Consider the following 14,763-nt stretch of genomic DNA (forward strand, 5'->3'; position numbering starts at 1 on the left):
GGAAAGGTATCTCAATGCAGGGTGGTTCCTTGATCGCAGCGGATGGAGAGTCCCTCACGATAACGGATGTCGTTCAGGTTTCCAGGAACTACGAGAAGGTCAGTCTGTCTCGTGATGCCGCGAAGGGGATGGAGATGTCCAGGAAGGCGGTGCTCGAGATCCTCGGCTCCGGCGGACTGGCCTACGGGATAAACACGGGCTTCGGCGACCTGGCAAGCGTTGTCATACCGGAGAATGAACTCCTCGATCTCCAGAGGAACCTCGTGAGAAGTCACCGTGCGGGGATCGGAGAAAGCCTCGGCGAGGAGCACGTCAGGGCAAGCATGCTCCTTCGGGCCAACAGTCTGGCAAAAGGGCACTCTGGCGTCCGTGTTCTCGTTGTAGAGACGCTCTTGGAGATGCTAAACAAAGGTGTCCATCCAGTCGTTCCAGAGATCGGGTCCGTCGGTGCCAGCGGCGACTTGGCGCCCTTGGCTCACATAGCGGCCGTCATGATGGGAGAGGGCCGGTGCTCCTTAGATGGGAGGCTGATGGATGGGGGCGCAGGGATGAAGCAAGCTGGGATCGAGCCGCTTCGCCTCGAACCGAAGGAGGGCGTCGCGCTGATCAACGGCACGTCAGTGATGACGGGCATGGCATGTCTAATCGTTCACGATTCTCTGAACCTCGTCAAAGCCGCGCAGATAGCCGCCTCGATGAGCTTCGAGGCCCTCAAGTCCTCCCCTCAGCCTTTCGACGGTAGGCTGGGCAAGGTCCGCCCGCACAAGGGTCAGGTGACCTGTGCGAGAAACATGCTGAGACTCCTCAAGGGGAGCGAGATCATCCCGTCACACGAGGATTGCCCTAAGGTCCAGGACGCCTACACGATTCGTTGCATCCCACAGGTCATTGGGCCGGTCATGGATGCAACCGATTATGCGAGGGGGATCGTCGAGACGGAGACGAACTCCGCTACTGACAACCCATTGGTCTTCCCGGAAACGGGCGAGAGCATCTCCGGTGGCAACTTCCACGGGCAGCCGATCGCCATGGCGATGGACCATCTCTCGCTTGCCATGTGCGTTCTCGGGTCCTTCTCGGAACGAAGGATCGCCAGGCTGGTCGACTCCCATCTGAGCGGTCTCCCGCCTTTCCTCACGGAGAAGAGCGGCACGCACTCGGGCTACATGATGGCACATTGCACCGCGGCCGCTTTGGCGTCGGAGAACAAGACGCTTGCCCACCCTGCGTCGGCGGATTCGATCCCAACATCGGCGGGCCAGGAGGATTTCGTGAGCATGGGAATGTGGGCTGCTCGAAAGGCGGCCTTGGCGGTCGGCAATGCGAGGAACATCGTCGCCATCGAGCTCCTATGCGCTGCTCAGGGCCTCGAGTTCCTCAAGCCCCTCAAACCCGGAAAGGGCGCGCTCGCCGCGTACAACCTAATCAGGCGAGACGTCGACCGGCTGGACGATGATAGGCCGCTGACTGCGGACGTTGAGCGCCTGGCGGCTTTCGTGGAAGAGGGGACAATCAACACGGAAGTCGAAAAACAGGCGGGAAAGCTGGCTAGGTGAAGGACGTCCCGCATTCGGGACATTCCTCGACTCTTCCCGCGCACGTGTCGTGGAATTCGCCCCCGCAAGGACAGACGATCATCGGGAAGCCCTTCTTTATCTTCCCACGGCAGAGATTGCACTTCGTGTCCTTCTCGGCAACCATCTTGATGATATCCTTCTTCTCCTTCCCGGGAGTTCCGGCCACATCGATCTGGGCGATGCTCTCCTCGACGTACTCAGCATCGTCGAAAACCCTGTGAGAGATGACCTTGATCGCCAGAGGCACGGTCCCTGGTGCCGTCATCCTGAGCCTGAACTTGAGACTCTCCGAGCCGCCCGCCCTGATGCTTTCGACGGGCTCAAGCCCCTCAGTCTCAGCGTCTCCGAGCATCTGGACGGAGACATTGCTGGCGAGCGTCTTTCCGCTGTTCTCGAGGGTAAGAGTCGCATCCATCCATTCATCCAGATCTGCCTTCTCGACGTCTATCTCAGCGGTCACCGAAGGGGCGAAACCGTCTATTGCCCCGTTTGCCAGGTCAAGTGCCTGCTGGGCATGCTCTTTCGCATCCTCGATGTTCACATTCTTCGCGTCCAAGGCCTGAAGGAGGAGCTTCTCCGCCTCTTTGATGTCGATCCCGAACCTCTTCGCTGAACCGATGATGCTGTCCGCCTTGTACGTGAGGTCGATGAACTCCCTCTCGAGTTTTCGGCTGGACTCGACCTTCTTGACAGCTTCCTCGGCCATGTCGAGAGCGTCCTGGTATCTCCCCTGCTCGAGGGTCTCCTTCGCGGATGCAATCATCTCCTCGTTCTCGGCAACATCCGCGCCCATCTTCTTGGCGTACCGCACAGCGCTCTCGGAATTCGCAATCACCTGGTTGGCGACCTCGGACAGAATGCCCTCGACCTCCTGTCTGGCGGATTCGATGAGGTTCTTGGCGGTCTCGAAGTCCCTGGTCTTGATCAGGGCCTTGCCTTCTCCCAATTTGTGTCTCGACAGACTGCTCTCCAGGCCAAGCTCTTCGGCAAGGTCGACGTTCTCTGACGTCTGGGTCGCGATCTGGAGCAGATGGGATTCGCCGATGCCCGTTGCCCACTCATGGCACTGACTGGCGGCCTCCTTGGCCGCCTTCATGTTGCCTGAATCGAGCGCGGACTTGGCCTCGGCCAGCATCTTCTCGATTCCGGAGGAGTCCGCCCCTATTGAAACGATGGTGTTGTGCATCTTCTCCGCCAGTCCAAAGGACTTCTTCGCATCCTCATAGGCCTCGACTGCCTCGTGGAAAACGTCCCCACTCTTCAAGCTCAGTTCGAGTGCCTTGGGGTATTCGCCACCGTTGAAGGCTCCTTGGGCTTCCCGCAGGAAATCCTCTGCCTCTTGGATCGTGATTGGGAAACCGTCCATCTTCTTCTTCGCGGTCGCGATAGCCTTTCTGGCCATGTCTTGCTGGAGGCCGATTCTCTCAACCTCGCTCTCACTCTTCATCGCGAGTTCGATGGACTCCTTGTACTTCCCGTCCCTGAAGTGGTTCTTGGCCTTCGCAATCAGCTCCTCTGCGGATTTTGTGTTCACACCTTCCTGCTTGGACTTCTTGATGACCTCGATGAACGAATTTATCATATCAGTGATATACGTGTCCCTCTCGAGCTGCAAGGTTCTGAGGCACTCCTCTGCAGACTCCAGCGCGTCCTCGTATCGCCCCGTCTCAATGCCCCTTTCCGCTCTTTCGAGCAGTCTCATGGATTCCGGGGACTCGACGTTCATGCTCTGAATCACCTGGAGGGCGGTTCTCGCCTCCTTGACCTTCTCGGCGGCCTCATCGAGCTTCCCGCGCATGTCTGACAGGGCATCTCTTGCCTGAGCTGTCAGTTTCGCTGACGCCTCGTAGTCGCCCTCGTCAAGGAGCTTCCTGGCTTCTGTGAGGTCGTCGTCCACCGCCTCCGTAAGAATGCCCATCTCGCGGGACTCCGTTGAGATTGATTGTGATGATGTGATAGTGTCGAGTATGCCATCCCTGAGAAGCTCCTCCACGCCGGACAAGCTCTTCTTCGCCAGTTCAAGGGCCGCTTCGTACCTTTTCTCCTTTATCGCATCCTTTGCCTCTTCTACGACCCCGTTCATCCCGGCGATGTCGATTTCCAACCCCTGAGCGAGCTCGATTCTCTCATTGACGGCAGCGATCTTCTCCGTGGATGAGTACAGGACCATGAGCTTCTCGGCTTCCTTCCTGCTCCTGGTAGCGAGGTCGAGGGCCTTTTCGTAGTCATGACTCTCAAACGCCTTCTTCGACGCGAGAAGGATCCTGAGTGCCTTCGAGACATCCATCCTCTTCTTTCTGGCCTCACCGACGAGTGCGGCTGAGGAGGATATCGCGTTGTACGTCTCCTTGTGGTCCTTGAGAAGCACGTCCACGGTCCGATTGCAGTCCACGAGCAGGCCCAAAGCATCGGAGTAGTCCTCCGTCCCCATAGCGATTTTCGCCTTCTTCAGGAGGCTCCTCATCTCTTCTATGCTGACACCTGCCTTTCTCGCCTCCACGACCTTCTCCTTGACGTATGAAAAGGCGGAGTCCGTCAGCCCCGAAACCTCGGAAGCGACATCCTCCGTCACCTTCACGAGCTCGTTGAACTTGCCTTCCTGGATCGATTGCCTGACGCTCTCAAGTCTCGTCTCGAGCTCGTCAGTGGTCTCACCCATCACCTTTCCGATCTCGATCCCGGCCTCGAGGCTCTGGAGGAGACCAGTCCCCTTCTCCTTGAACTTCTCTTCGAGGAGGTCGCGGGCACCAGTCACGAGCTCGGTGGCCTTCGAGAAGTTCTTTATCGCGAGCGCACTCTCCGCCTTGTCCAGCAGCTTCCTGGCCGAGACCGCCTCCTTGCCGATTGAATCCACGGACGCACTAAGGCTCTCTATGGTATCCACGAGGTGTTCATCGACCTTCCCATCGGTGACTTCCCTGCACTCGGTTGCCAGCCCTATCGCCTTGAGGTAGTCCTTGGACTTCGTCAGGACGACGCACTCTTCGAGGATGATGTCCGCTTTGCTGAGGTCAGCGCCAATCTGCTCTCCGAGAGTGAGTCCAAGCTCGGCGGACTCGATCAGCTCCATGGTCCTCTCGTACTGCGCCTTCTCCAGCTCGTCCTTGCTCTCCTCCATGTGTTTCGCCACGCGCCCGAAGCTCCTCGTCTTGAGCGCCAGGCTCGCCTTGTCGAGGAGAGCCTTCGCCGATGATATGTCCACGCCGAGGCCCTCCGCCTCCGTGAAATCGGCCTGGAGCTGAGATACTTCCTTCTCAACGGATCGGAACTCCTCCACAAGCCTGTCGACTTCTTCGTCGCCCTTCCGAGCGTGTTTCAGGGCGTTCTCGAAATCGCCCTTCTTCAGCGATTCCCTTGAGGCGTTCAGTAGTTCCATCGCCTTGCCAAGGTCGGCGCCGATGTCTCTCGCTGTGACGAACTTGGATCTGGATTTGGAAATGGTCTCGAGGACGGTCTGGAACTGAGCATTCTCGATGCTCTCCAAGGCCTTCTTGATGAGCACCACGGATTCCTTGTAGTTGCCACCCTTTAGCGAGACCCTGGTCTCGGACAGGAGCGTCTTCGTCTTGCTAGTGTCCGCTTTGATGATTTCGGCCTTGGCTATGGCCTTTTCGATAGTGTCCATTCCGTTCTCGACGCTTCTGTGGAGGACCTTCTCCGCCTCCGCTCTCGCCTGCTTGGAGGAGTTCAGGCACCGCTCGAAGTCCTTGTTCTCGAGTTCCGCCCTTGCTCTTTCGACTATGCCATCCACCTTGGATGTGTCTTCCCCGATCTCCTTGGAGACGTCTATCATGGCCCGGGCTTCCTCAAGCATCCCGTTTATGTCCTGGCTGAGTTCCGAGCTGACCGATTCCATACACTCGTTCATGTAGTCCATGGCGGTCTGGTAATCCTGGTCTTCCACAGCGCTCCTTGCACGTGACAGGAGGTCCTCCGCTACAGAGGTGTCCTTCTCCTGCTTCTTGGCGGCAACGATCATCGACTGGGCGGTCGAGAACGAACTTGACAGGTGCTCGTGAAGTATCTTCTCCGATTTCTCCCAGCTCTTTTGGGCGAACTCTATGGACTTCTCGAGGTCATCCTGTGAAAGAGCCTCGCCAGCGCTCTTCGCCAGGCTGTCGGCAGATGATGTATCCGCCCCTATGTCCTTGGCCAGTTTCAGGAGGACGAGGCTCGAATCCACGATTGTCTTGACACGTTCCTGATACGCCTTCAATGCCTTCTGCTTCGATTCGGTGGCCTTCTCCAGGGCAAGCTTGTAGTCCTTGCCCCTTCTAGCATCATCGGCCTCAGAAAAAGTGGCTTCCGATTCGGCGATGTTGGCGTCTATCTTCTTGGCCTCTTCGATTCCCTTCTTGGCTTCCTCAAGCTCCTTCTCTGCGAGCTGTCGGAACTTGGTCGCCTCTTTCGCTCGTTCTTCCAGCTGCTTTGATAGCTGGATATGTTTGAGATAACTCATGCTTAGGCTCCGCAGTCAGTGTGCTATACGCTGTGCTCCATCAAGCTTCCAGTCGTTAGACTTAACTTATGACCCTGCCTCTATTTAAATTCAACGACACTCACCCATCCACATGATTTGACCACTCTATTTGGCTTACTGTATTCCTATCCTCTCTGCCATCACCTTCTTCACGATTTCTCTGTTGCTAGATGGTAATCCGAAGTATTCCGAGAACGCCCCACTGGTTACGAGCTCGTATGTGGGACCCCTCCTTCTTGTGATGATGAGCCCCAGGTCCCTGAGAGCCTTCACATGGTCGTAGACCTTGCCTCCCACGAGGATCTTCAGGTCGCTCTGCATGATCGGTTGATGATATGCTATCAACGAGGCCGTTTTGAGCACGTCGCGGCGCATATGCGATTCGGAGAACTCCAGCACCTCATCCGAGTACTCCTCCTTCACCTTCATGATGTAGCTCTGACCTATCCTGCTTATCTCTATGGCGCTCTCGCCTCTGCTGTATCTCCTTCTCAGGTCATCAAGGGACCTCTTAACCACGTCCTTGGCCAGGCCAGTTCTGTCCGAGATCTCGGCTATCCTGAGCGGGTGGGACGATGAGAAGAGAGCAGCCTCAACGACGCCTTTCGCCTTCAATTCATCACCGCCAGTTTATCCACTTCGAGGGTCTCTGCGATGTCCTCCTGGGTCAACAATTCCTCTCCAGCCAGGGTCTTCACGAATATCTCGCCGTGCGGCATTCTCCGCTGCCAGAGTTTCACTTTGTTCATCATGCAGAGGAAGAGCACCGATACGAACACCGTCACGCGGTCCCAGACGTCGTTGTCCCAGAGATTGTGAAGGGGGATCGCCTCGCCGTTGAACTGTCGGATTCGCGACCATGTCGCTGCCATGTCCTCGCTCAGGTTCTCCTTGTGGACCTTCGAGTGGAACTCCACGTCCCTCTGCTCCGTGCTCGCCACTCTGAGGGACTCGATCTTGGCCCTGCACTCGGATTCCCTTCTCGCCTCATCGAAGGCATCGACGAGCTCGATCAGAGTGACCTTCCTCTCCGGCTGCCTTCTAACCGCCTGCTTGAGCGGGTTCATGCCCGTGTGCATTATCACGTTGGTGTAGTCAAGGTCCTCGGGCGCCTGATAGAACTCTAGCGGGATGTCCCAATCCGAGAAGAAGCACTCTTCAGCGGGAAGTTGCGGCGTAGCGTCCTCCAGGACCTCGTCGCTTTGGAGCTTGAGGATGGACCATGCCATGAGTATCAAGCGGCCCGCCACCACGAAATTCACATCCCCGTCCAGCTTGACCTTCTTCAAGTACATCTTCGTGAACTCCACCAGGTTAATGTCCCACGGATCGAACTTGCTCTCGATGACAAGCTCGAAGGCCGCTGCGAGGCTCTTCTCCATGGGGTCCCTGCACGCGATGTGCATCCCCTTGTTTATCTCTTCGATCATCTGCAAGTACTCGGTTATCCTTTCACCGTTTTCTTGCTCGGAAATCAGCGCCTTATGAAAGAGCAGGTGGTTGAGGACCGCCTCGTAGCTCTCCTTCAAGGCGTCACCTCCACCGTGGGGGGCTCGGGTTCCGGGGTCTCCCTTATGCCGACCTCCATCACCACGTTGGAGACTCCCTCGTCCTGCATCGTGACGCCCACGATGTTGTCCGATTCCTTCAGCGTGACCTTTCTGAGCGATATCTGGATGAACTGGGCGACAGCGGAGTGCTCCTTGATTGCCCGAGCTATCTTCTCCGCGTTGACCGCGTCCAGGTTCTGGTCGACCTCGTCCAAGAAGTAGAACGGGGACGGGTCGTACTGCTGAAGTGCGAAGATGAATGCCATCGAGACCAGGCTCTTCTCGCCGCCCGAGAGCGCTTCCAGCCTGAGGAGCTTCTTGTGCCTCGGTCTCGCCTTGATCAGGAGTCCGCCCTCGAAGGGGTTCTTCTCGTTCTCCAGGACAAGCTCTGCCTCGCCTCCGTCCGAGAGCTCCTTGTGTATCTGCCTGAAGTTCTCGTTGATCGCGGTGAAGACCTTCATGAGCCCGTCCTTCTTCCTGGAGTTCAGGTCGTCGACCAGACCGAGGAGGTTCTTCCTCTGCTTCTCGAGTTGTGAGAACTCGTCCTTCAGCTCCTGGTGTCTGTCCTTCTGCCTGTCGTAGTCCTCGAGGGCCCTCATGTTGACGGGGCCCAGGGTCTCGATCGACTTCTGGCACTCCTCGATGGTCCTCTTGAGATCGTTGGCCGATGGGAGGTCGTCCGTGCTCTCGATCTCATAGCCCTCCAGGGTCTTCTCCGCCTCATCGAGGTTCTGCTTCCCGACATCCAGCTCCCGCTGGAGCCCGAGAAGGAAGTCCTCCTTCGTGTCCATCTTGTGGATGATTTTGTCGATCTCGTTCTCGAACCTCGTCTTCTCCCTGTAGGCCTCGTCCCGGCGGTCCCGGATCTCTTTAAGCTCCTCTCCCATCGACTGCTCGACCTTCTCCAGAGCGAGGAGCTTCTCCTTGGACTCTCTCTTCTTCTTTTCCATCTCCTTTGACTTCTGGGAGTTCTCCTCGATGAACGTCTCCATGAACTCGAGCCTTTCCGTCATCTCTTTCTTTCTGTCGTCGATCACTGCGATCTGCGTCTTGACGGTCTCCCTCTTCGACTCGAGGGCGTTGATCTTCTCTCGAAGGCCGCTCCTCTCCTTCTCGAGGGACCTGAGCTCCTTGGAAAGGGCCTCCGGTGTGGACTTCTCGAGTCTCCTCTTCACGCCTTCTCTCTCGTCCTTCATGGACCTGATGGTCTTTTCCAGATCAGAGATCTCCTTGGCGGCCGTTGCCCTGCTGTTGCTCAGCTCCTCCAAGTCCGAAAGGGCTTCCTCGACCTTCTCTGAAAGGGACCTGGACTTCTTCTTGAAGTCCTTGATCTTGGCCTTCAGCGTGGACAGCTTGAATGTGGACGACTCCGACCCTTCTCTCGCGTCGCTCAGGCCATCCTCGGCGGTCTTGATCTGGTCTCTGATCGTTCCGATCTCCTTCCTTGTCTCGTCCGCCTTCTTCGTGGCCCTTCGGAGCTCCTTGGAGACCTTGTCGATCTCTCCCTTGTCCGGTGACCCGAACTTGATGATGGCCCTCTCGATCTGTCCGCCGATCATGGCCCCGCTTGCTTCGATCAGCTCTCCGTCAAGCGTCGTGATCCTCACGCCGCCCATGAGCTTCCTAGCGGACCCGAGGTCATCCACTATGAGCGTGTCCCCGAACACATACGAAAAGGCGGCCTCGTATTTCTGGTCGAATTCAACGAGGTTGATCGCAAAGCCGAGAGAGTCCTTCGAGGCCAGGAGGGCCTTTCCGCGGGGTCTCCTCGTCACCATCTTGTTCAGGGGCAGGAAGATCGCCCGCCCGATCCGCTTGGATCTCAGGAACTCTATGGCCTTCGCGGCAACGGAGTCATCCTCCACGACGATGGCCTGCATTCTCGCTCCGGCCGCGACGTTCAGCGCGACCTCGTACTTCGGGTCGACCTTCGCGAGATGAGCGATGGTGCCGTGGATTCCCTTGATCTTCCCCTTGTCCCGGGTCTCCAGGACGGCTCTGACCGCCCTTGTGTATCCCTTCTGGACGTCCTCTGCGGCCTGGGCCTCCGCCTTGAGCTGGTTGTAGTCCCTGGTGAGCCTCTTGACAGCGTCCTCCAGCTCCGTTTCCTTCCGGAGGAGTTCCCGCTGATCCTTTCTGAGCCTGTCCAGCTCGCTGTGTAGCTTGTCGAGGTTCTTTGTCTTCGCCCTCTCGCCCTTGTTCGCCTCCTTGAGCTGCCAGGTGGAGTCCTTCAGCTCGAAATCCGCTGTCTTCTTGGACTCCTCCAGCTGGGCGACCTCCTCGTTCTTCCTCTCTGTCATCGCTTCGAGCCTGTCATCCTGGAGCTTGACCTTGTGGAGCTCTTCCTCCGAGTCGTGCACATGCTTGTTCATCGAAATGATGTTCTTCTGCAGCTTCAGCGCGCTCGTATCGGACTTGGTCACTGCCTGCTCGGACTCCTCTATCCGCTCGCTCTTCTTCTTCAGCTCCTTCTCCTTCGAGCGCAGATGCTTCCCGGTCTCCTGGAGCGCCTCCGAGAGCTTCTCCAGCTCTCCCTCGACCTTCTTCATCTCTTCCTTGAGGTTCCGGATCTCATCCGTGGTCTTTGTGATGGCTTCCTCCGCGTTCTCGGCGCCATCCTCCGCTCGGGCTCTTTCTATCCTGAGTTCGTCGATGCTCTGCTTGAGCTTCCTTACTTCGTCCCCGCCCTTCTCGACCATCTTGTTCTCGTGGTCCTCCAGCTCCAGCCTGGACTCCTCCAGCCGCTGGGAGAGTTCCTGCTTCCTTTTCAGCAGGTTCTCCTTCTCGGACTCGAACTTCTCGATCTGCTTCAGCGTGCCGACGACCTGATGCTCGAGCATCTCCTTGTTCTTGAAGACAACCTGCTTGTTGGCGAGGTCCATCGTGTCCTTGATCTCCTTGTACTTGAGGGCGCCTGACCTGTCACTTCCGAGCTGGCGGATCTGTTTCTTGATCTCGCCCAGTATTATCTCGATCCTCGACACGTTCTCCTCCACGTCCGCTCTCTTCTTGTAGGCCTTCTCGATGTCCTCGTCGTACTTCGAGATGCCAGCCATGGAGTCCAGGACCTTCCTTCTGTCCACGTTGCCCATCTGAACGATGTTGGCGATATCCCCCTGCTGGACGATGTTGTAGCCGTCCGCGCTTATCCTGGCATGCGCGAGCAGGGAATCGAACTCGGATAGCTTGGACCGCTTGTCGTTGATGTAGAAATATGAATTATAGCCTCCCTCCACGGAAGGCGAGCGGTTCACGTATCTCGTGAGCTTCACCTCGTCTGCGTTGACGGGGAATACCCTGTCCTTGTTGTCGAATATCAGGGACACCCTCGTGTACTTGGCGGGCCGCTTGGACTTCCCTCCGTTGAAGATGAGGTCTGTCAGCTTTCCCGCTCGGATCACCCTCGAGCTTCTCGGACCGAGCACAAAGAGGATCGCATCCGCGATGTTCGATTTCCCGCTACCGTTGGGACCTGTCACCGTTGAATAGCCCTTCAGAAGTGGAATCCTCATCCGCTTGAAGGACTTGAAGTTCTCCAGTTGTATTTCCTTGAGATACAAGCGTATCACCTGTTGGGGAAAATGATATGGCTCGCTGATTGTTGATGCTGCACCCCATCTTTCCCTTCTATTAGTCCGACAAATTGTCGGACAAGCACTGTATAGGCTATGGATATATAAATATTGTGATAGTCGACATGTCGAACAAACCGCTCGTCTTGCTCGTTCCAGCGAGGCTTTTCGGTGGCGTCGCCGCGAGCATGGATTTATATCGCCGTGACCGATGTTCAGTCGCCCCGTCGCTATGACCGCCTGACGATATGTCGAGGAGCTCTCATGAAAGTCACGATTCTCGGGTACTACGGCGTTCCCAACATCGGCGATGAAGCGATCTTGGCGGGGATGCTCCAGAAGCTCCGCCCAGCCTTTCCCGATGCTTCGATCAAGGTCTCTGCGAGGGACGAGGCCTACGTACGTCGGATGCACGATGTCGAGACGTTCCCGCTCGATCAGATGCGCTCCTTTGTGGCGGTCGCCTCCAAATCCGATATAATACTCGTCGGCGGTGGGGGACTGCTGTTTGACACTCCCTTCCAGGTCCTGCCCTTCTGGCTCGGGCGGATAGTGGCGGGGCGCAGCGTCGGGACTCCGTCAGTTCTCTATTCCGTGGGAGTCGGGCCGATCGAGAAACGCAGGAGCCGCCGGTACCTCAGGCTCGGGCTCAGATATGCGGATGCGATATCCGTTCGAGACGAATACTCAGCGGAACTGTTGAGGAAATGCGGTGTCAAGATGGAAGTGTCTATCCTGCCTGATCCGGCTCTGCTTTTGGAGCCCGCTGCTGAGTCCAGGGCGAAGGAAATCCTGCGTGAGGAAGGTGTTCCCGAAGATGGCGGGCTGAAGATAGGCGTTTCTTTGAGGTACTGGCAGGCCTTTGATGAATCGCAACAGAAGCGCTTTGCATCGAGCATCAGAAATGCCCTGGAGAAGACGGCGGCGAAGTCGGACGTTTCGTTCGTGATGATCCCTTTCCAACTCCCGCCAGCACTCGGCGACGTCGGTCTGATGGAGGAGATTGCGGCGGGGTCCGCATGCGAGGAGGACATTCACATCGTCAGGGGCAGCTACACGCCCGCCGAGGTCAAGGCCCTACTGGGGCAGATGGACCTGATGATCGGGATGAGGTTACACTCGCTGATATTCTCGCTGACGATGGGCGTGCCGAGCATTGCTATGTCCTATGCCAGCAAGGTCGCATCCACGATGGAGTCCTTCGGATTCGGAGACTACTGCCTCCCCTTGAACGCTGTCACCGGGGACAAGATTGTGAGTCTCACCACGAAAGCAATCGAGCGAAAGGATTACTCCGAACGACTCCTCGAAATATGTGGCAGAATCACCAAGGAAGTGGACGGGCTGCACGACAGAATGCTCGCGCGGCTGGGGGATTTGGCTCACTCTCGATAGGTGCTCCGGTCAATCCACCCGCGGGGCGATCAGTCGACCTCTTCGGGAACGTCGCTTTCGGGCTCCTCCTCTTCCTTTTCAGGGCTCTTGTTCTTGGCGAAGATCACCAGCTCGATTACTAGACCCCCTGCGAGAATCGCCAGGTCGATAATCATCCCGAGCCCGAACCAAGGAGGCACCTCCATCGCAGGAACGAACAGCGAGGAGATTCCAGTGAGAATCTCCGCGAGGACGAAGGGAAATGCAACCGCCAAGAACGTAAACGCTCTCTTCTCTTTCCCCTTCTCGGAAATGAAGGGCCTCTTGAGAGCGAGCAGGGCACCGACTATCGCCAGGACAATGGCGAAGACTATCGCGATCAGCGGCTTCAAGTTGTCCTCGAGGGCGGCGGGTTCTATGAGATCAACAGTGATCGACTGAACCTCTTCCGAGTTGTCAAGGTTGTCATGGGCCCGGAATTCTATCGTGTGAATGCCCAATACATGTCCAGTCAGGTTGAAGTTGCCAGTGTATTCGCGCCACGCACCAGAGTCAATCCTGTATTCGATGACCCTCACACCCGAACCGGCGTCGACGGACGATATGGTGAACGGCGTCTCCTGATACACTTCGACGGGCGTGACGTCGTTTCTCGGCTCTCCTATGCTGATGCTCGACGCAGGCGGCGTCCCGTCGACGATGAAAGACATCAGTCTCTCAACCTCGACGTTCCCGAGGTTGTCGACTCCTCTGTACGAGAGGGTGTGAGCTCCCTCGGACTGCATCGTCAAGAATCCAGTGTACGTCTGCCAACCGCCGCCGTCGAGTGAGAACTCGACTTCTGAAAGACCACAACCCTGGTCCTGGGACTGGATCTCTATTGAGGTTGAAGGCGCTATCCACAGACCGCCCCACGTGTAGTTCGGACTTCCTATGATCTCGTTCGAAGAGGGAGGAGTTCCGTCAACGATGAAGTCCAGACTTCCTTCTGTTTCGGTGTTTCCGAGGTTGTCAACGCCTCGGTAGAGCAGTACATGACTGCCCTCTTGCGTTACAGTAACGGGGACCGTGTACGTCTGCCAGATACCACCATCGATCTGATACTCCAGGTATGAGAGGCCGCAGCCGCCATCGATCGACGAAATGGTGAGGGGTGTTGATGGTGACATCCACAGGTCTGCCGCTGTGTAGCTCGGCGATCCGACGGCTAGATCCGAGGAGGGCGGTGTGCCGTCCACTACGAAGACCAGACTCTTCGGGTCCTCAACGTATCCCAGATTGTCGACGCCTCTGTAGACAAGGAAGTGAGTTCCTTCCTGTGACACCGTGATGGGCATGGTGTACGTCTGCCAACCGCCGCCATCGAGCTGGTACTCGATATGCGAAACACCGCTACCGGCATCAGCGGATGCAATCTCGAGAGTCGTCGATGGAGAAATCCACAGGTCCACTCCCGTGTAGCTGGGTGATCCTACGGTCACATCGGAGGACGGGGGAGTGGCATCGACCCAGAATACGAGGCTTCCTGGATCCTCTGTGATCCCAAGGTTGTCGATCCCCCTGTAGAGCAGAAGGTGGCTCCCCTCGTCTGGGACAGTGATCGGGATTGTGTACGTCTGCCAACCGCCGCCGTCCAGCTGATACTCGACAAGGGATAGTCCGCAGCCAACATCGCTGGACGTGATAGTGAGAGTAGTCGACGGAGAAACCCATAGGTCCACTCCTGTGTAGTTGGGCGTTCCGACCATGACTGCCGAGGAAGGAGGGGACCCGTCGACTATGAACGTCAGACTCGAAGGGCTCTCAATGTATCCCAGATTGTCGATTCCTCGATAGAGCAGAACATGGTTCCCTTCAGCGGGCACCGTGATCGGAGCGATGTAGGCCTGCCATCCGCCTCCGTCCAGCTCATACTCTATCAGCGCAATGCCTGAGCCGTCGTCATTGGATGTGATGGTCAACTGCGTGGATGGAGCTATCCATAGGTCTATTCCCGTGTAGTTGGGTGTGCCTACAAGGATGTCCGAGTACGGCGGAGTGGCATCGACCCAGAAGTTGATGCTCTGCTGGTTCTCGACGAATCCGAGATTGTCAACTCCTCGGTACAGTAGAACATGACTCCCTTCGTCCGGCACCGTGATAGGCATCGCGTAATTCTGCCAGCCGCCACCGTCGAGCTCGTACTCAATGTACGAGAGACCGCTGCCGCT

General features: G+C 57.1%; 7 protein-coding genes. 2 read left to right on the top strand and 5 right to left on the bottom strand.

The window, feature by feature from the left end; all coding sequences use genetic code 11:
* Positions 1-29: 29 nt before the first annotated feature.
* Positions 30-1,556, top strand: a complete 1,527-nt coding sequence (gene hutH, locus LN415_00965) for a histidine ammonia-lyase (protein ID MCJ2555667.1) — start codon at positions 30-32, stop codon at positions 1,554-1,556.
* On the opposite strand, the gene LN415_00970 is transcribed toward hutH, so the two are convergent.
* From LN415_00970 to smc, 4 genes are all read right to left on the bottom strand, one after another.
* Entirely contained in the window at positions 1,549-6,036 is a 4,488-nt protein-coding gene (locus tag LN415_00970) for a hypothetical protein (protein ID MCJ2555668.1), read from the bottom strand. The genes hutH and LN415_00970 overlap by 8 nt on opposite strands.
* Before the next feature lie 135 nt (positions 6,037-6,171).
* Positions 6,172-6,672, bottom strand: coding sequence for an SMC-Scp complex subunit ScpB (locus LN415_00975; GenBank protein MCJ2555669.1), 501 nt, complete (start codon positions 6,670-6,672; stop codon positions 6,172-6,174).
* Entirely contained in the window at positions 6,669-7,586 is a 918-nt protein-coding gene (locus tag LN415_00980) for a hypothetical protein (GenBank protein MCJ2555670.1), read from the bottom strand. The genes LN415_00975 and LN415_00980 overlap by 4 nt, the downstream gene beginning before the upstream one ends.
* Positions 7,583-11,167 (bottom strand): chromosome segregation protein SMC, encoded by a 3,585-nt coding sequence (gene smc / locus LN415_00985; protein ID MCJ2555671.1) that lies wholly within the window; start codon positions 11,165-11,167, stop codon positions 7,583-7,585. Before smc ends, LN415_00980 begins: the two co-directional genes overlap by 4 nt.
* Before the next feature lie 276 nt (positions 11,168-11,443).
* Here smc and LN415_00990 point away from each other — a divergent pair, with 276 nt between their 5' ends.
* Positions 11,444-12,574: a polysaccharide pyruvyl transferase family protein gene (locus LN415_00990; protein MCJ2555672.1), complete on the top strand. Its 1,131-nt coding sequence runs from the start codon at positions 11,444-11,446 to the stop codon at positions 12,572-12,574.
* 29 nt (positions 12,575-12,603) lie between these two features.
* Here LN415_00990 and LN415_00995 read toward each other — a convergent pair.
* Positions 12,604-14,763 (bottom strand): hypothetical protein (locus LN415_00995; GenBank protein MCJ2555673.1); only part of this gene is annotated, 2,160 nt, incomplete at its 5' end.

It is taken from the genome of Candidatus Thermoplasmatota archaeon, from assembly GCA_022848865.1.
GTDB lineage: Archaea > Thermoplasmatota > Thermoplasmata > RBG-16-68-12 > JAGMCJ01 > JAGMCJ01.

What these genes read in the sequence shown, in the direction of transcription:
- LN415_00970 (MCJ2555668.1), bottom strand. Translation starts at nt 6,036, where the DNA reads ATGAGTTATCTCAAACATATCCAGCTATCAAAGCAGCTGGAAGAACGA.
- LN415_00990 (MCJ2555672.1), top strand. Translation starts at nt 11,444, where the DNA reads ATGAAAGTCACGATTCTCGGGTACTACGGCGTTCCCAACATCGGCGAT.